15 protein-coding genes are annotated in these 18828 nt (G+C 36.6%); 6 read left to right on the top strand and 9 right to left on the bottom strand.

Translation table 11 applies throughout. From position 1 onward, the window contains the following. Positions 1–128: 128 nt before the first annotated feature. From H4J57_RS03560 to H4J57_RS03570, 3 genes are all read left to right on the top strand, one after another. On the top strand, positions 129–314 hold the full coding sequence (locus H4J57_RS03560; RefSeq protein ID WP_182241970.1) for a hypothetical protein: 186 nt from the start codon (positions 129–131) through the stop codon (positions 312–314). A gap of 118 nt (positions 315–432) precedes the next feature. Then, entirely contained in the window at positions 433–954 is a 522-nt protein-coding gene (locus H4J57_RS03565) for a gamma carbonic anhydrase family protein (RefSeq protein WP_182216545.1), read from the top strand. Between the two features lie 235 nt (positions 955–1189). Further along, positions 1190–2986 (top strand): diguanylate cyclase domain-containing protein, encoded by a 1797-nt coding sequence (locus tag H4J57_RS03570; RefSeq protein ID WP_182241971.1) that lies wholly within the window; start codon positions 1190–1192, stop codon positions 2984–2986. Positions 2987–3049: 63 nt separating this feature from the next. Here the strand turns inward: H4J57_RS03570 and H4J57_RS03575 are convergent, their stop codons facing one another. Beyond that, on the bottom strand, positions 3050–6784 hold the full coding sequence (locus tag H4J57_RS03575; RefSeq protein ID WP_182216541.1) for a translocation/assembly module TamB domain-containing protein: 3735 nt from the start codon (positions 6782–6784) through the stop codon (positions 3050–3052). Further along, a complete protein-coding gene (locus tag H4J57_RS03580) occupies positions 6781–8532 on the bottom strand; it encodes an autotransporter assembly complex family protein (protein WP_182216539.1) in 1752 nt (583 codons plus the stop codon). Before H4J57_RS03580 ends, H4J57_RS03575 begins: the two co-directional genes overlap by 4 nt. A gap of 224 nt (positions 8533–8756) precedes the next feature. Here H4J57_RS03580 and H4J57_RS03585 point away from each other — a divergent pair, with 224 nt between their 5' ends. Then, positions 8757–9611 (top strand): universal stress protein, encoded by an 855-nt coding sequence (locus H4J57_RS03585; protein WP_182216537.1) that lies wholly within the window; start codon positions 8757–8759, stop codon positions 9609–9611. Between the two features lie 53 nt (positions 9612–9664). Here the strand turns inward: H4J57_RS03585 and H4J57_RS03590 are convergent, their stop codons facing one another. From H4J57_RS03590 to H4J57_RS03605, 4 genes are read right to left on the bottom strand one after another with little or no spacing between them, the layout of a single operon-like run. Then, entirely contained in the window at positions 9665–10537 is an 873-nt protein-coding gene (locus H4J57_RS03590) for a mechanosensitive ion channel family protein (protein ID WP_182241972.1), read from the bottom strand. Between the two features lie 22 nt (positions 10538–10559). Beyond that, a complete protein-coding gene (locus H4J57_RS03595; RefSeq protein WP_182241973.1) occupies positions 10560–11348 on the bottom strand; it encodes a hypothetical protein in 789 nt (262 codons plus the stop codon). A 10-nt stretch (positions 11349–11358) separates the two neighbouring features. Next, positions 11359–11823, bottom strand: a complete 465-nt coding sequence (locus H4J57_RS03600; protein WP_182241974.1) for a hypothetical protein — start codon at positions 11821–11823, stop codon at positions 11359–11361. Between the two features lie 35 nt (positions 11824–11858). Further along, the gene (locus tag H4J57_RS03605; protein WP_182241975.1) at positions 11859–12830 is read right to left on the bottom strand and encodes a magnesium transporter CorA family protein; all 972 of its coding nucleotides are present in this window, start codon (positions 12828–12830) and stop codon (positions 11859–11861) included. Between the two features lie 193 nt (positions 12831–13023). On the opposite strand from H4J57_RS03605, the gene H4J57_RS03610 reads away from it, so the two are divergent. Together H4J57_RS03610 and H4J57_RS03615 are read left to right on the top strand one after the other, a co-directional pair. Then, positions 13024–14049 (top strand): DUF21 domain-containing protein, encoded by a 1026-nt coding sequence (locus H4J57_RS03610; protein WP_182241976.1) that lies wholly within the window; start codon positions 13024–13026, stop codon positions 14047–14049. Positions 14050–14235: 186 nt separating this feature from the next. Continuing rightward, complete coding sequence (locus H4J57_RS03615) at positions 14236–14922, top strand: mechanosensitive ion channel family protein (protein ID WP_404842429.1); 687 nt, start codon at positions 14236–14238, stop codon at positions 14920–14922. A 242-nt stretch (positions 14923–15164) separates the two neighbouring features. Here the strand turns inward: H4J57_RS03615 and H4J57_RS03620 are convergent, their stop codons facing one another. The 3 genes from H4J57_RS03620 to H4J57_RS03630 all read right to left on the bottom strand — a co-directional run. After that, positions 15165–16994 carry an SLC13 family permease gene (locus H4J57_RS03620; RefSeq protein WP_182216528.1) on the bottom strand — a complete coding sequence of 610 codons (1830 nt, stop codon included), beginning with the start codon at positions 16992–16994 and terminating at the stop codon, positions 15165–15167. Between the two features lie 461 nt (positions 16995–17455). Next, positions 17456–17908 carry a RimK/LysX family protein gene (locus tag H4J57_RS03625; protein WP_182216526.1) on the bottom strand — a complete coding sequence of 151 codons (453 nt, stop codon included), beginning with the start codon at positions 17906–17908 and terminating at the stop codon, positions 17456–17458. Positions 17909–17916: 8 nt separating this feature from the next. Beyond that, on the bottom strand, positions 17917–18828 hold a 912-nt coding region (locus H4J57_RS03630), incomplete at its 5' end, for a succinylglutamate desuccinylase/aspartoacylase family protein (protein ID WP_182216525.1).

An 18828-nucleotide genomic window follows, 5' to 3' on the forward strand; every position in this document is an offset into this window, starting at 1 on the left:
AATGGCATGGCTAACAATAAAAATCCTAGTGTCCATTAAATAAAAACGTTAATAATCTGACGAGCTTACACAATATAATTACGTTTGGGCATTTCCTACCTAAAAAATCGCCATTTTTTAAGATACTTGTGGATCGTATTGCTCATACGACAGTGCTAAGCCCCACCCTATTTACTTTATCAACAACTAAAGAAGTTATCCCTTTAGTTGTTGATAAAGGCATGGGCAGACAGAATATTGTTAAATACTTAAACGAAACCTATCCTTCGCCTTTGCCTAAGACTAAAAAGAAAGTGTCGAATATATCCCCTTGAGTTAGTTAATTAATGAGATACCAACAACAATCCACAGATTATTAGGCGACAAAGTTAATGATTGTTAATCTCTAATTAGTTATATTAAATCAATACATTAATATTAAGGTATCAAGATATGATCTATCAATTAGGTGAACTTTCTCCTCGTATTTCAAAAAGCTGTTTTATAGCACCAAACGCCACTGTAATAGGAAATGTAGACTTAAGCGAAAATGTCAGTATTTGGTTTAATGTTGTGATCAGAGCCGATTTAGCACAAGTGAAGATAGCGAAAAATTCTAATATTCAAGATGGCTCTATTCTGCATGTTGATAAAGGCTTCCCCATTAATATTGCTGAAAATGTAACTATTGGTCATAAAGTAATGCTTCATGGTTGTACGATAGGTGAAGGGAGCTTAATTGGTATCAATGCGGTGGTATTAAATGGCGCTAAAATTGGTAAAAACTGCTTAATTGGTGCTAATGCTTTAGTGACAGAAAACATGGTCATTCCTGATGGGAGTTTAGTCTTAGGCTCACCCGCAAAAGTAATTAAACAACTCGACGAAAAAACCCAAGAGATGATCGCAGCAGGCGCAGCACATTACGTTCAAAGCAATCATCAATATAGAAAAGAATTAAAGCAAATAGGTTAAGCATCATGCTGGTTAAGTTAAGCATCATGCTGGTTAAGTTAACCGCCTTTGTTGAAAATTAAATGGCCCGCAGTAATTAACACTAAGCTCGTTACTGAGTGCTTGGTTATAAAGAAGAGTTTGAGTTAATAATGAATAATGAGTTTCCAGCCATTATTTAGCTTTTTTTTTGTTTTATCTATTGATTAAAATATGAGAAAGTAACCTTAGGACAACATCAGCGCTAGGAGTTAAAGTGATAAAATGGTTAATAGCATTGATACTGTCACTGATTATCACCTCACAAAGTTTAGCAAACGAGGTAAATGTTGATTCATTAAAAGCGACATTAACAGCACTTCCTCAAGATGATAAAGCACGCTTAGCGCCGTTAATTGAGCTAGCAAGCTATTACCTTTATATCGCTCCAAAAGAAACAAGCGCTTATGCAACACAAGCCCTAGCCTTTACTAATATTGAAGATAATGATTTCAATAAAGCTAAACTATTACGCTTGCTTGGACAATCACAGATGTACCAAGGTTTAAACCTTGAAGCTTTCAAACATCTCACTCAAGCGATAAATAGTGCCAATAAGAGTGAGAACGTGCATTTAATCTCAGTCTCTAATAGAGCAATGGGAGTATTTCACGAGCTCATTATCGATCACAAAAATGCAGTAAAATATTATATAGAAGCATTGAAGTTTGCTAAATTAAGCGATCAAAAAGAAGATTTAGCGATGGTTTATAATAACTTAGGGAATGTACTTAATTCTCAAAATGATTATACTAATGCTGTTAAATATTTTAAAAAGTCAATCGTAATCAACACTGAACTCAATGATATTGCAATGCAGATGAATGCTTCTGTTGGATTAAGTGTCTCCTACTTAAGATCCGATAACCCTCTTAAAGCACAAGAATTACTTGAAGAAGTGCTAAGAAATAAAGATTACATCAATGACTTTAGCTTTAGTGAAGCATCAGCCAACTTAGCTGATGTTTATAAATATTTAAAAAACTTTACGGCGGCTGAATCTCTATATAAGTTTGTTATTAACGATGAGAAAGGTAGTATTTATCCACCGGCTGTCGCATCAGCATACTTAGGCCTCGCTGATATTTATATCCAAACAAACCAAATAAAAGCCGCCATCGATTTATACCATAAAGGCATTGTTGAGGTAAAAAATAAAATATCGGTGGAAAGTGAAATGGCGCTTTATGAAAATTTAGCAAAATTAGAATTAAGCCAAGAAAATTTTGAAGCAGCAGCGATTATTCAAACAGAGTACATAAACAGAAGAAATCAAGTTCAACCGTTGACACAAAAGGGTCTATTACAAAAATTAGAGAGTCAACTACTCTTGGAACGAGATTACATAAAACTACAAGATGAATTACTGATCAGCGAACGAGAGTCTCGCCACGCTTCAATGTACCTATTTGCTGTTATTGTTATTTCACTGATTAGTTTAGTGCTATTCCTAGTATTAATGCTAAGAAAACAGGTGATCTCTCGTTTGGAAGCCACAAACAAAACATTAAAAAAAGCCTCTGAAACCGACCATTTAACAAGCATTGGTAACCGTCGTTTTTTAGAGCATCAAATTGATACCTTTAGAGGGCGAGATATAAAAATGGCCTTTTTGCTGCTTGATGTAGATTATTTTAAAGATATCAACGACAACTTTGGTCATGATGCTGGTGACGAAGTCTTGGTGGCAATTGCTGATAAAATTAAAAGACTGTGTCGAAAAGATGATTTATTTGCACGTATTGGTGGAGAAGAGTTTGTTATTTTATTAATGAATAGTAATGAAGTGTCTGCCTGCTTATTTGCAGAAAGAGTCAGAAGTAGTATTGAAAAAATGGCCCACCCCTTTCAGTCTAAAGTCACAGCAAGTATCGGTGTTACGTTTGGTAATATGAACAACGCTAATTACGACGAACTATACAAACAAGCCGACATTGCACTTTACTCAGCTAAAGACAAAGGCCGTAATAAAGTGCTGCTATTTCCTAGTTTAAATCCAACAGTTGCTGATTAACGCAGCTAAGCGTTTATTAACTTATCGAGTGTTTTTAGCAAATAAAGCTTACCTGTTACCAGCTTACTTTATGTCGAATGAGTAATAAATATCGGCAGAGCTTTCTAGCCCAGAAACTGTTTCAACCCATAGTCTGTTTAATAAATAAAACCTCACGGTTAATTCATTGATAGGCTTCAGAATACCAACCCCGTATTTAATATAAACCTGCTCACCTAAATAGCCAGCGATGGAGGCTTGCTCATTGTCTCCGTCTATTTCGATTCTATTGATCAAAGGTAATTTTTCTATTTGAGTGAGCACACCAGAAAAGTTTGTTAACGCTGAACCTAAAGCCACACCTATAGCCGTATTACTATCGCTGGTTTCTGCATCTAAACCGCGCCCTCTCACCAGATACGATAAAGTTTCAGATTGTTGCATGGTTGGCTTTGAAAACAGCTTGATATTCAAACTGTTGGCTAATCCAGTTGCATCAATACCGACAATAATGTTTTCTTTTTCAATGCTACGTGTCGCTTGCATTGAGACATAGGGGTTATTCGCTGTGCCATTAAAAGAAATAATACCTTTAGTTAACGACAAATCTTGCCCATAAGCGCGATAGCGACCCTCGGGGATCTTTAAGCTGCCAAAGAGCTGCAAGGGTTGATTTGCCTGCTGACTCACTTGTAATTCGCCGCCTAGACGACCTATAAACCCTTGCCCTTCAACTTTAAATGCATCGGCAATAACCACACGAACATTGGTAAATAATTTAAATGGTTTTTCATTAGCAACTTGTTCGCCTGCATCATTAACCATAATGACATCCTTGCTTAAACTAACACTTCCTTGCGGCAATTTATTAACCAGTAATTTACCTTCGAGCACTTCTATACGGCCCGATATTTTCAGCTCTGATGCTTTGATTTGGGCGTTAAGGTGAGGAGAAACGGTTATGCTAAGATCCGGGGGAACTGATAACTTTAATGATTCCCCATCAAAATCAAAATTACCTTGCAATTCATCTTGCCAGTCAACGTCTCCTTTAAGATTAGCTAAGGCATTATTAATATTTACCCCACCAGAAATAACGGCTTGTTGACCTTTAAATTTTAAAGCCATATTAATATCAGTTAAGGTATTAATATTTCCTAAAATTTTAGCTTTACCTTTAGTTAACGTAATGTCACCTGTTATTATTGGCTTATCTAAATCACCATTCACAGTTAAACGGCTATTTAATAGGCCTTCCAATGAGGTTAACTCTGGCAAAAAAACTTGCAAGGGTGAAAGGTTGAATTCATTAATATTAAGCTGGCTATTTATAGTGCGACTATCGGCAAAGACAATCGTACTGCTAAGGTTGACTATTTCAGCACTGTCTTGAGCAAAAAAAGCAAGTTTGCCTGCAACACTGCTATTATCAACTTTTAACGTTAACTCACCCTTTTGCCACTCAAGTAATTGATGTAATTCGCCTTCTTTAGTTGTCTTTATATCGCCATCACTAATAAGTAATTTAGCATTAACGGTTGGCATTTTGTTTTGTTGCCAACCCACAGCAACATTCCCCGCTAATGTGCTCTGCACAGTTATATCTTTAGGAATAAAGGGCGTTAAAAGGTCTGTGTCTAATTGAACGGCTAACGTTAACTCGTCTTGAGCTACTTTTAAGGTGGCATCGTCTTTTAGACAGAGCTGAGCGCCGTCACCAAGCCAGCAATGTTTATTAACAGCAAGCGTTTTAAGGCTATTATTATAAAGTATATTAAGTGGCTGACTTGATTTAAAAACATCGTCACCTATCGAAAAAATTACCTGATCAGTTTGTACTCGCCACTGCTCTCCCACAGGTGAATAGTCACTATTAATTAACAAGTCAATCGCTGAATCGCCAAGCCATGCTAGCTTTACTTTTTGTTGATTTAAATCACCACTACTCGACAAATTAACACCATTGATGGTGTGATCGTTCCAATTGATAAGCGCACTGCTAAACGCTACCTGATGTTGATGATTATCCAGCGGTCGATATTTGACCTCGACCTTAATGGCATCACTGGCAAGATTAGCCACTAACAACTTTTTTAATTCACCTTGTAGATTGAGTTCTGGCTGCTCAATTGGACCAGATATTGAAATATTGGCCGCTATTCCACTTTCAATATCCTTTAACCATAAACTGCTATCTCCAACATTAACCGTACCATCGACATGCCAATGGGTATCGCTATGGCCTTTTATGTTAAGCGCTATATCACCATAATTGAGCTTAATATTACTTAGCGCTAATTGACCTTTATGGTTAATATCAACATTACCGTTTGCGTTAAAAGCTATTTTATTAATTTCGCCTTTGACCTTAGAGTCAGCAAGCGTAAACGCCCATTCATTATCTTGCCAAAATCCTTTACTGTAAATATTTCCCTGCAGTCGACCCGATAAACGTTTATCAATATTAGGTAAGCTAATGCCCGAAGAATTCACCTTAACATCCCATAAGAATCGATTGCCTAACTGTAACTCTCCGGTTATATCCAAGCGGCTATTTTCTTTGAACTCTTCAAAATATAAGGTCTTTATTTTAAAGGTTTGTTCACTGTAAGTTGCCTGTAGTTCCAATGCGGCATCTTGGTAACCAAAGCCACTAATGTTACTTTTTAAATCAATAACATGTCGGTTAAGGTCGCCTTCGCTGTTTAATAACAGTGTTGATGGAGTAATAACATTAGCGATATCATCAGGTAAAATAAACTGGCTAACATCAGCTTTCAATTTATAAGGTAAGTTTGCGTTAGTAACATCCACTGACATTTTAGCGGTTAGTGTTAATTCACCCACGTTGCTAATCGTTGTTACTAAATCAGCTAAATCACCTTTTAATGAAACCTTTTGTTCAGAATGACTGAGTTGTGGTAATAACTCAAAGTTATCAATGGAACTACTCAAGGCTAAATCAACAAGATAAGGGGGTACAAAGTCAACTTTTCCTTTTAATGAAAACTCTCCTACTGCCGCTACTTTTGATGACAATTCTTCAATAGATAATTGCGTTTTGAACCATGATAAACGTGCCACATTATTCGTGGTATTAATTAGCGTTTTCTCACTGCCCGTATTGTCTAATTCATTAACGATTAGCGTTTTTACCACCAACGACTTTAGCGCTAACTTAACTGGTAAATACATCTTAGGCAGTGATGCCAGTGGCCAAGGGGTAACGGGTTGCGGGGTTGATGAGGTCTTCGCCGCAGATAAATTAATATGTGCTTTAAGCAACCGAGCATTATCTATATTAATAGCGATATTACTCACAACATTCTTATTGACCGATAAAGCACTAGAAAACTCGGTTAAGTTTATCGCTAGCCCCTGAGTTGTTATTTGGGCGCGAGCTAAAGAAAACTTCTTTAATTTAACGCTAAAGGGTAAGGTGAAATTGGTTGAGTTAATCGTTTGTTCGACAAGTTGCTCAGATGATTCCGCTGGCTTTGCTTCTTTTATGTTGACTTGTAGTGCGCCTATACTGAGTTCATCAATACAAATCTGGTTTTTCCATAGGCAGCGCAAATGCAATTTTAAACGAATGTTACTGGCATTAATTAGCGCATTATCGTTTTCAATTTTTAGTTTACGTAACGCTAAGTCATCTAAAAGGGCACCACTTTTGTATTCAACTTGCAGCGAGGAAACCTTACCGACAAAATAAAGTGATAACTGAGCTCCCCAAGGCGTTGAAAGTAGTATGGCAAAGAAACACAGTAAGCCGGTTAACACGCCGATAAGTGTGAAGCTGGCACGTTTATAAGTCATAGTTCAGCACCAATACTAAAATGAAGACGCCATAATGGGTTTTCTTCGCTTAATGAATACCCTAAAGCAAACCTGATCGGCCCAATGGGAGAAATATAATGAAGACCGGGACCAATAGAGTATACCGGTTCAAGTTTGTCATTATCATTAACACTTCCAGCATCAATAAACAGTGCGCCGCGCCATGTATTTGAAAAGTAGTACTGGTACTCCAAACTAGCAACGACCATATTAGTGCCACCAATAACGATTTCCTTCCCTTGGTTAATACCTTCTGAAAGAGTCACTTTAGGGCCAATTGATTGATAGTCGAATCCTCGAATACTTTGGTCACCACCAGCATAAAACCGTAATGAAGGAGACAGTTCCTCTTCAAAGTCTTTGTCGACAATAACATAGCCAAGCTCTACTCTTGCGACAATACGGTGCTTAGGAGCAAACAGAGAAATATATTTCCAACGCGCATTAAAACGTAAAAATGAGGTTTCTGAAGATAAACCTTCATAGCTTCCTTCTAAATTATAGTATTGTCTAAATCCCTTAGTTGGATCGAGTAAAGGGCCATCACGATCAATATCAGACCAAGTAAACCCGGGAATAAAATAACTGGCATCATCGTAAACATTATCAGTCTCCCACTCTTCATCTAAGTGTCTTAAATAAGGTTGGCGTAAAATATCATCTTTTAGATAAACGCGTCCTACTTGAAAAGAAAAAAATCGACTGGTTAAGTCTCCATAGTCATTTTTTTCTAGTTCAGTTTGTAATTGCAACACATCATTGTTGGGGTGTGACAAAGGAATACTGTAAATAAAATGCCCGGTCGGATTAATGGTTGAATAGGACAACCTTGTTTCTTGACGATGCCCATAACGGTTGACTAGCGGTGTTTTCCAGCCGAAAGAAAACCTTTCTTTGGTGTCAGTCGCGTAGCCTAGTCCTAAATTAAATTGATGGCGTTTCGCTTTTTCCAGCGATACATCTATTGGTAAGATGTTATTCGCGCTATTCTCTGTTTCAGGGCGAACAACAACATTGCTAAAGTATTGAGTTTCATCCAGTTCATTTTGTAAGTTTTGCAGTGAGGTTTGTTGATAAAAATCACCTTGCTTAAAAGAAATCAAAGGTTTCAAAATATCTGTATTTATATCAAAATCATTAAACTTTATCTCACCAAAACGATAACGAGGTCCACTGTCAAAGTGAACAATAATCTCTGCGGTATCCAAATTTTTGTTTATAGCGATATTAGTTTTAATGAACTTACTATCAAAGTAACCTCGTTCTAAACCTAAGGAAACCAAGTCCGTTTTAAATTGCTCATAAATGCCATGATGTAATATATCTCCGCTGGCAATAGGCACCTCTTTGATAATATCTGAAAAAGCACTATCCCCTAAAGCGTCGCCACTTAGGTTAATACGCACGTGTTTTATTCTTGTTGGCTGATTGAGTATCACGACAAGACCAAGCGTCCAGATATTTTTATCTAAATTCTTGTCAATTGAACTTGTTACCTCAGCACGGTAATAACCCAGTGCCTTGAGCGCATTTAAGGCTTGTTTTTTCGCTGTAAAAACAAATGCTGTTCGTTCGGTGTCATTCTCTGGCAAATTGCCTAGATAAGCATAAATATTTTGTTTTGCTGCACTGGATAAGTTATCTGAAAGTTGAACGATAAGTGTGTTCGATGTTGCAAATGGTGAGATTAAAAAAAACAAGATGAACAAAAAAAAACGACTATACATTATGCTAGATTATCCGTGAAATTTGCAGTAATTAAATAAAAGCATAGCATAACAGTTTATGTGGTTTTGCTGATAGAAAAGTTTTAAGGTAGAAATAACTATCTATACTTTCAACCTTACGATAAATTTACACAATATTGACTTCTTCAGCAAAGTCGCCAGACCGTTTTAACAAAATTAGGTCAATCCCACCCGGGAACTAACATCCAAAATGAGGGAATAGAATGATAACTGAGCAATTAATTTGGTTTATAGATGGACGTTATTTTTATAAAAGCATTACTTTAGATAAAGTTATTCACCTCGCCAACACTCATAAAATGCGCGTTAAAATAATCATCGATGCTAAAGTAAAATCTACCCAACGGTGGTATTGGCATGCCATGGTTGGCGACTCACCAACGGCTAATGAAGATTTAGTGGTGATTAACAAGAAAAAACAAACCTTGCTTAAAGCATTAGAAATGAGTGCAATTAAAGCTGAAATTATCGTTTCAGAGTCTGCAGATCACATAAAAACAATCAATACTGAATTAGCAAAAACAAATAATGGCCTGCTAATTTTAGAAGACACACCACCTAAACAAAGACATCCCATTTTTCAAACTCTCACTGAAATAAACGCACCCGTATTATTATTAACTGACAAGGTATGGAAAGAAAACATCAATGCCATTGGCGCTGTTGACCCATTACACGAAAATGATCGGCCAGCAAAAATTGATGAACATATTGTTCAGCATTTAAAAAGCTGGGAAGATTCGCTTTCAGTAAAATGGAAACTTATCCACTGTTGTTACATTTCATCAGTTTTATACCAATACAAAAACAAAGTACTGTCGATGCACCAAGACGGTTTAAAAGAGTTCGCTGATCAGTTCCGCATTAAGAGGGATCAATATCAATTACTTGAAGGTTTACCTGAAGAGGCCTTAAAGTCATATATTAACAAAAACCATATCGATATTTTATTTATCGGTCTAGTTAATAGAAACATGCTGGATAAGTTTTGGGTGGGAAGTACTACCTCAAATTTTTTATATGAGCCGCCATGTGATTTATTGCTTATTAAACAGTAAAATAAATAATGAGCATTAACCAGTAAGGTTAATGCTCAACGTTGATTCAGTCACTACTCTTCTTTGGATACAACATCTGCCGTACTTCTCAAGTTCTCATTCATAGCAACTTTAAAAGGTTTACTTGCACTCCCGGCATAAAGGCTGATATGCGGGAATGGGATCTCAATGCCCTGTTCATCAAATGTTTTCTTAATGTTCTGATACATTTCATTTTTAAGCGCAAGAAAATTTTCTCTTCTTGACCACACTGAAAATTGAATATCAACTGACGATGAACCAAACCCGGTCAAAATAAATAAAGGTGCTGGCTCTTCCAAACAAATAACATTTTTTTCGGCAATTTTTAATAATAAATCACGCACTTTTTCAATATCTTCTTTATAAGCAATACCTAGTTTTAAGTCTGCCCTTCTAATAGGATATTTTGTCATGGTGGTAACCGCACTTTTTATCATGCTTTCATTGGGTATTCGAACAAATAAATTATCAAAGGTTCTTAATTTAACAGACAATAAATCAATTGAAATAACTTCCCCTAAGATGTCATTCACTTTAATCACATCACCGATTGAGAAAGGTCTTTCTATCATCAAAAATATACCACTGATTAAATTTGATGCTGATGTTTGTGAAGCAAAGCCAATCGCGACAGTAAAAATTCCCGCTGCGCCAAGTAATATCGTTAAGTCGATACCAATATGCTTTAAAGCCGATAAGACAAACAAGCCCAGTAAGGTATAAAACACCGTTCTTTTTAACAAGAACACTCCGTGTGTCGTCATTTTCTTGCTAACAATTCTTTCCATCGCGCTACTGAGCGCTTTAGCAATAAAGTAGCCGACCACAAATAAAATAAGTGCCTGTGTTAAAGTGTATAAATGAGATGCTTTGAGCATATTAAAAAACTCATTAATGACTTCCATATAATATTTACCTAACTAAAGTTTACCCAAATAAGTTACTGATTCTGCGAATTAATTTACCGTGTTCAGAGGTTTCTCGCGGAGAACTTATCGCGGTAAGGGGTTGAAATTCAACTGAAACATTTCTTTCTATAATTAATTCAATATCGGCCGATTCATTATTTCTTTCAATGGTTATGCCAGATGTCCACAGTTGGTTTTTATCATCACTATATAAATGTAAATAATTAACAGGAACATTAATCCTGTTGATGATAAGTTCTTTGTTATGGCTATTAATCACCGTAATTGACGTTGTTGCTCGGTGGGGATGTAAATTAAGCTCTTCAAGTTTAGTTTTTGCAGAGGTATATTTTGCATAGCACAATTGCCCGTCGATGGTTGAACTACCAAACCATGAATCTGACGGACGCCAAAAAGGTAAATCAACTAAGCATTTAGCACTTGGAAATGTTTCAGCATAAAACCAAATAGGTGTACTAATAAACAGCTGAACTTTTTCACCCGCTAAAATAGTTAGCGGTGATGAAGGACGTGCGATAACAGAACGATCGGCTAATTTTGGAAATACTTTTATTTTATCAGAGCTGGTTTTCTCTAAAAAACGACCGATATCAGCATCGCTTTCTAGTGCAAAGTTTTCGCCAGCAGAAACCACAATGTCTTGGTCTTCTTCTTCATTTTCAATATTCCAAATGTTCCACTCAGTTGCCTTGCGCTTTATGAGTATCGCGCGTTGACCAACACTCCAACATTTTTTTTCATGACTGTCATCAAAGGTAAACTCGCCCCACCAGATGTTGTTACTCATAGTTTACTCATTAAAAATTAACTTTAAATAATAAATCGCCAAATCCCCAGATAAAGGTGCCTGTTATCAACAATGAAACTTCTAAAATACCGAGCTGGTATCTAACATTATCTTTAACAACATCAATTTTATCGTCAAAGTCATCTTCAATCGTTGCAATTTCTTTGTCGATGTACTCTGTTGGCACATTGATTTTTCTGAGTTTCATTTTGGCTCGTGACAATACCAAGCGATGTTGAATATTGAGTTTACTGATAAGAACACGTTCAGCAATAATGGCGCCAATACTTGACCAAACACCAATGATAACAATTAAACAACCACTTCTAGAAAGCCACTCTAGTCCTAAAAACTGAGTTTTTGACAAATAATAGCCCATACTAATCAGTGTTATAGAAAGTAACCAAGCCATTATCGGTTGTCTTTTTCTGATGTTAATGACTTTTGCTTCATAAAGTGTTTTTGAATCGCTCAATATCTGTCTTCTTTTTTTAATTAAATTAGTGGTTATTACAACCAGCGTTTTTTCTTAAACCAAACAATAAGACCAACAGAGATAACCGACATCACCCCAAGTAAAGTAAAGTAACCGTGTTCAAATTTAAGCTCGGGTATGTATTCAAAATTCATCCCATATATTCCTGCGAGGAAAGTCAAAGGTACGAACAAAGCGGTGATAACCGTTAACACTCTCATTGTTGCGTTTAGCTGATGTGAAGTAACCGACATATAACCGTTAATTAAATCTCCACAAATATCATAATACATTTGAGAGAGGCTCAATAATCGATCAAGTCGTTCTCTTAAGTCATTTACTGTATGTATTTCTTGTTCTGTAATAAGGGATGTTTCGTCATCTTCAAGATAACTGTTTAGGGTATTACCAACAGTTACATGGTAATTAAAAGTTCTTCTAATTTTAACCAATCTCGAACGATGTGAAGTGATTTCTCGCATCATTTTATCGTTACCACTGACTTGAAATTGATCTTCTATTTTTTCTAAATTTTGTTCAAAGTCAAATAATTGCTGTAGATAATTACCACAACTGCTGTGAAATATTTTTAATGCTAAGTGTACTGGGCTTCTCGCTAAATACTTTTCACTGCTGGCAGTAAACAAGGTATTTATCGCTATCGAGCTTTCAGGATGACCGGTAATTAACACCCGTTGACCGATAAACATACTGATTTGTACATGTTCAAAGGTTAAATTGTTTTCTTTGGCAACAAAGCCACGGTAAAGCAGAAAGATGAAATCATCAAACAGCTCAACTTTCGGAGGGTGTCTTTCTCTTTGAGCATCTAAAATAGCTAATGGGTGACAGCCAAATTGAGTTAATATTTCTTTTTCTTGAGATTTTTCGACTTTATCAAGATCAATCCATAGCACGGTGCTTTCATCTTGTTGCCATTCACTGACTAATTCTTCGCCACCAATTTTAACAGGCGCAGAAGGTGAAATTAACATACATTTAATCATGATAAATCCTAGGTATAATTACAAAATAATGCGGGTGTCAGCATTAAAAATAATAACTGATAGTAAACGTTATAAATTTTCCCATTATAAGCAATATTTTAGAGTAAAGGTCAAATAATTAGTTGTTATCTCAGCAAGTAAAGTTAATAATTCATCCAATTACAGCTATTAACATTCCTATTAGGATTATTACATGTCAACTGACATTATTACTTGGTGTGCCATCGCCTTTTGTATCACTCAATCAGCCATTTTCTCAGGATTAAATCTCGCATTTTTTTCTATAAGTCGCCTGCATTTAGAAGTTGAAGCTAAAAAGGGTAATAAAGCAGCACAAACTATTTTACGTCTGAGAGACGACTCAAATTTTTTATTAACAACAATATTATGGGGTAATGTTGGAATTAATGTGTTGTTAACAATGCTCTCTGATTCTGTTCTTACTGGCGTCAGTGCTTTTCTGTTTTCAACTATTGCCATTACGATTATTGGTGAAATTACTCCGCAAGCTTATTTCTCAAGAAATGCCTTGAAAATGGGCAGTATGCTCGCCCCTATCATTCGTTTTTATCAGTTCCTTTTTTACCCAGTAGCCAAACCAACCGCACTTATTTTAGATGCTTGGCTCGGCAAAGAAGGGATTACTTATCTTGAAGAAAGTGAACTTAGAAGTATTATTCGCCAGCACATTTCCGCGGAAGAAGCCGACCTTAATCATGTTGAAGGTATCGGCGCGTTAAACTTTTTTGCTTTAGATGAGATACAGGTCACTGAAGAAGGTGAGATAATTGATCCTAAATCAATTATTGCCTTACCGACAAAGTTAGACTTACCTATTATTCCGGTAACGACACAAGGTCCAGACGACCCATTTTTAATGCTGGTCAATGAAACTAACCATAGTTGGGTAATATTGACCAATGAAGCTGGCTACCCTTTACTCGTGCTTGATGCAGACGGTTATTCTCGAGCTGCGTTATATCAACCAGGCGATTTTGACCCTTACAATTATTGTCATCGTCCTGTTGTGATAACGGATGAAACAACACCATTAAATGAAGCTATACTGAAAATGAAAGTGAATACGTCTACTGACAAAAACTTTGATGGTGTGATAGAACACGATGTATTGCTTATCTGGGGAGAAACCAAACGTATTATTACTGGCGCAGACATTTTTGGTTTGCTACTTAAAGGCATGCTTCCTAATATAAAATAAACAGGTTAAATATTTATAATGGAATGGTTAGACAAAATATTCAATTTAAACAGTTTTACCGAGTTATTGTTTGAATATAAATTTATTGTTACTTTTTTACTGTTGATGACTTCATTTTTGATTAAAAATTTAATCATAAAAGTTATAAAACTAAAATCGAAACAAACCAAAAGATTAAAAATTAATATGGTGAATAATATTTTCACCATATTGATCATTATTTTACTTTTTAATCTATGGTCCGAAGAAATCCAAAAGTTTGCCTTTTCTATTGCCGCTTTTGTTGTGGCAATTGTATTAGCGACTCGCGAGTTTATTCAGTGTTTTATTGGCTTTATCTATATATTATCGAGTCGACCCTTTCGTATTGGTGACTGGATACAAGTAGGTAACTATGTTGGTGAGGTGCATTCTACCGATTGGGCTAAACTTACTTTACTAGAGGTCAATAAAGATGATTATGAATATACTGGCAAAACGTTATATTTGCCTAATAGCCAGTTAATTACTTCAGTAATTAAAAATCTTAATTTCCTCAAGCGTTATGCGGTACATCATTTCACTATAGTACGTGATGACAGTGCTAACCCCTTTGACTTTATCGATACCTTGTATGAGAAAGCAGACTTATATTGTCATGACTTTAAAGATGTGGCCGTTCGTTATAATCATCTTATTGAAAACCGCTTAGATATAAAAATTGCAGGTCCAAAACCGCACATTCAAGTAGCTACCTCTGAGCTGGGTGACACTCAGGTGTTTTTTACTATTTTTTGCCCCACTGAAAGTGCTATGGAAATAGAACAGAAATTAACGTCTGACTTTATGAAACTATGGTTTGAGAATAAAGCTTTAAAAAGTATTAATAAATAAAAGAGCGACAGACATCGTCTTGTGATAGATATTAATCTTTGTAACTACACAATAAGCACAACAGCTTGTTGTGCTTTATTTACAAGCCCCAAAACAAACATCACCCGACTTCAACGTTACAAAAAAGCCTCATTATTAATGAGGCTTTTTGCTTACCAATGCATCATTCATCATTCATCATTCATCATTAGTGTATTAACGAAGATGACCGCAGCCTAAAATAAAAGACTGCTTTGTTTATCTTAAAGATATAACCAATTTAACAGTAAGGATAGCGTTACCCACATTAGAATAATCAATGGAATACCAACACGCATAAAATCAGAAAAACGATAACCACCGGCGTTCATTACCAATAGGTTAGTTTTGTAAGCCATAGGCGTTGCATAACTTAAGTTAGCACCAAAGAGTACTGCCAATATAAAAGGTTCTGCTGGTAGGTTGAGTTGGCTAGCAACAGAAATAGCAATAGGCGTACCAATAACAGCAGCAGCATTGTTAGAAACAATATTAGTTAATATCGCGAGTAACAGCATTAGGGCCGATAAGACACCTCCTGGTGGTAAACCAAATGATAATGCGACAAACACTTGCGCTATGTACTCAGCGCCACCGGTAGTCATCATTGCAGAGCCTAACGCTAAAGAGGCGGCAACAATTAAAATAACTTGCGTACTAAGCGCTGATGAAGCTTCTTGCCAATTTAAACATTTTGTTAATAACAAGACGAGTACACCACAAACCGCACTAATTTCTATAGGTAAAATACCCAAGGCTGACGATACAACTACGGCTAACAAGGTACCTAAGGCAATGGGTGCTTTACTTGTTTGAGGTAATGACTCCGCGCCATCAATAATGAGTAGTCCTTGTTTAGCTTTTAATAAATCAATTTGCTCTTGCTCTCCTTGTACCAGTAAGACATCGCCAATTTTCAGGCGGGTATTGCCGATACTGCTGCGACCAATTTCCATCGCTTTACCTGCTCGATGCAAAGCGATCACTGATATGCTGTGTTTTTGTATAAAATTGACTTGTTGTAAAGTGTGCCCTTCAACCCCCGAGCCAGCAATAATAACAATCTCTGCCAACGTTTGTTTCTCGGCTTTTAGAGGGTGTTCGTCATCAACTTTATGCAGTCCTGAGAATAAAGTGGCTCCTAATACTGACTCATATTCTTTTAAACGGTCTGGATAGTCATGAACTTTTAGGCGGTCACCAACGATAAGCACGGTATCGGGCAAAGGCATTATATTCCGATAGTTGGCGCCACGCTGAATACTCTCAATTTTTAGCTGGCCATCAGTCAAAGCAATTATCTCGGTAATTGTTTTCTCGTTAGCCACACTTTCTTCATTTATATTAAGATAAGCGCTAAACAGACGTGGCGAAGTGTCAGGCATTGATGGTGTTCTGCTTGGGAGAAGTTTAGGCGCAATTAGCCATAAGTAGAGTACGGCAACAACAGAAGCAATGAGTGCTGGTTGTATAAAATCAAAGAGCCCAAACTCAACCGCCCCCATATTTTTTGCAATACTAACCACTAATAAATTGGTCGATGTACCTATAGTTGTCGCCATTCCCCCAACTAAGGTTGCTAATCCCATCGGCAGTAGCATTGGCGAAGAATCTGTTTTAGTACGCAGTGATACACTGATCAAGATAGGCAGTAACAGCACCACAACTGGGGTGTTATTAATAAAAGCACTTAAACCTCCAGCTAAAACGAGTGTTAGCAACAAAGATAATGTTGGGCTTATTTTCCATAATTTAGCCAAGTATCGACCAATGGGCTCCAATGCTCCTGTACGCACAATACCGTGACCAATGATCATTAACGAACACACTGTCACTAAGGCTTCATGACCAAAGCCAAAAAATAATGAGCTAGGTTCGAAATGTGTGCCATCTATATAAAAAGGGAAGAATGCAAACGCCAAACACAATATAGCGATAACAGCCAAAGAGGAGGTTTCTAAAGGGATATCATCTCGACGAAAGAGGTATAAGGCAAATACGGTAATGAGTAATACCGCTAATGCATGATTATTAGGTAAGTCAGGAATATTCAAAAGTAGTACCAAGTTAATTTAATTATTTAGCGGCTACAACCACTGCTTATAAAGCTTATTCTAAATGAATGCGCCAAATTATTACAAGTCAATGAAGTCTATTCTAATTATTTTTAATAACTATAATACGTGTTTTCAATTAAGTACATAGTCACTAATCAATAGATATTTTTATAACGAGCTCGTTAAAGCGTGAGCTATATTAGTTAAAAAGAGTGGCAACAATAATTCAGCAGCCGCTCTCAATATGCACTTTAGAATGTAAGGTCTTGGCAGACAGGGAGCAATAAGGAACTTTTAGTGACAACAAAGTAGCGGTAATATGTTCTGCATATTTTTAGGTTATTTGACGGCAGATAACGCGCTACTTTTAACGTTGATTGTCGGACAGCGATTCATCTTTTGTGGTGTTTACCGCAGACAAGGAATCGCTTTTTATATAAAAAACGTATAGATAAGGCTTAACCTAGCTCACTTTCTATTTTTGATCCTAAAAAAACTTTTGATGGATCAACAAGAAAACGTTTGCCTAAAGCTTCTCTTCCTAACAGCATTAAATAACTCATATCAGAGCGATCGGTTAAGGTTATTTCAATTGACCACTTTTCTTCGCCAAGTACGATTAATGTTTCAATAACGTAACGTTGCTCTACGGTGCCATTAGAAGACTTTATTTTTCTGATATCACTAATTGGCGCACTACATTTAACAATAGTATCAACATTATGCGCATCAGGATGAATATCAAAAATCACCGAAGGCTTGCCATCTTTAATAACTTTTGTAATATTATCAACGTGTAACGACGACGTTTTTGCGCCGGTATCAACCCGCACTTGTAAGTCATCAATAGCTAAGTCTGGCAAAGCTATTGACTCTAAACGCCCAATAACAACTTTATTTGCTTTTTTCATACGGTTTCCTAACTGTCATCATTTTCAGGTAAAAGCTGCTCTTGTACGTTTTCAATGTGTTCAGCGATTTCTTCATCGTCTTCACTGAAATAAGCGACATGAAACATAGCTTCTCCATCTTGTACTAGCGGTATATTTTGCTTACCGATTAAAATGCCTGAGCGTGTTGCTTTAACCGAATCAAATATTGCACCATATGGGCTACCAATTTCGGCTAACACTTGACCTTTAGTGATCTGATCGCCCAAATTTACAATATTATGAACAATACCACTAGCGTTAGCGCGCACCCATTGACTACCATTAGCAATAAAAGGCACAAGTTTTTTCTTCTTAGAGCGGACAACTTTTCTGGTCATACCTAAATATTGTAAAACATTTAAGATACCTTTCATGCCCGCTCGAATTGAAAACTCATCAAAACGCAGCGCTTCACCCGCTTCATATAATAGTATTTTCGTTTCGTTTTTAACGGCTGATTCTCTTAACGATCCGTCAACTAAAGTAGAATTTAACACAACCGGTACGCCAAACACTTCCGCCAAGGCTTTGGTATCGGGATCAGACATATCCGCCCTAATTTGTGGCAGGTTTGAGCGATGAATTGCCCCGGTATGTAAATCGATACCGTAATCACAATGTTTAACGATTTCATTGAGAAATATATGCGCGACACGCCCTGCTAAAGAGCCTTTCGCAGAGCCGGGAAAACAGCGATTTAGATCACGACGGTCAGGCATATAGCGACTTTGATTAACCACGCCATAAACGTTAACCATAGGAACAGCAATAACTGTGCCTCGCGTTATTTTAAGTTTCTTTTCGTGGATCAAGCGTCGAATAATTTCAATACCATTTAATTCGTCGCCATGTACCGCCGCACTCAAAAAAATAGTGGGCCCCGGTTTTTTAGCGCGAAT

It is taken from the genome of Colwellia sp. BRX8-7, from assembly GCF_014077275.1.
Classification (GTDB): domain Bacteria; phylum Pseudomonadota; class Gammaproteobacteria; order Enterobacterales; family Alteromonadaceae; genus Colwellia_A.